General features: G+C 68.1%; 1 pseudogene. It reads left to right on the top strand.

From position 1 onward, the window contains the following. Positions 1–216 (top strand): annotated as a pseudogene (locus BN1128_RS19710) (bifunctional molybdopterin-guanine dinucleotide biosynthesis adaptor protein MobB/molybdopterin molybdotransferase MoeA); the annotation flags it as partial.

The raw sequence follows: 216 nt of genomic DNA, 5'->3' as shown, positions 1-216 counted from the left end.
TCATAGCCCTGGCAAGCGATCAGCCTCAGGAGACTGCCCTGCCCCGGCTCGATATCAATGATCTGGACGCCATCGCCGACTTCGTCTGCGCGCACCTCGAGCGCAGCCGGCAGCAAGAACAGGCGCCGGGGGCCGGCTTCTTGTCGGTCGAGGGCGCGCGCCAGGCCATCCTTGACGCACTAGAGCCCGCCACCCGCAGCACGGACACGCCACTGG

The organism is Aeromonas piscicola (assembly GCF_000820005.1).
GTDB classification, from domain to species: Bacteria; Pseudomonadota; Gammaproteobacteria; order Enterobacterales; family Aeromonadaceae; genus Aeromonas; species Aeromonas piscicola.
The sequence above is the reverse complement of the archived record's forward strand: the minus strand, read 5'-3'. Positions and strand labels throughout refer to the sequence as shown.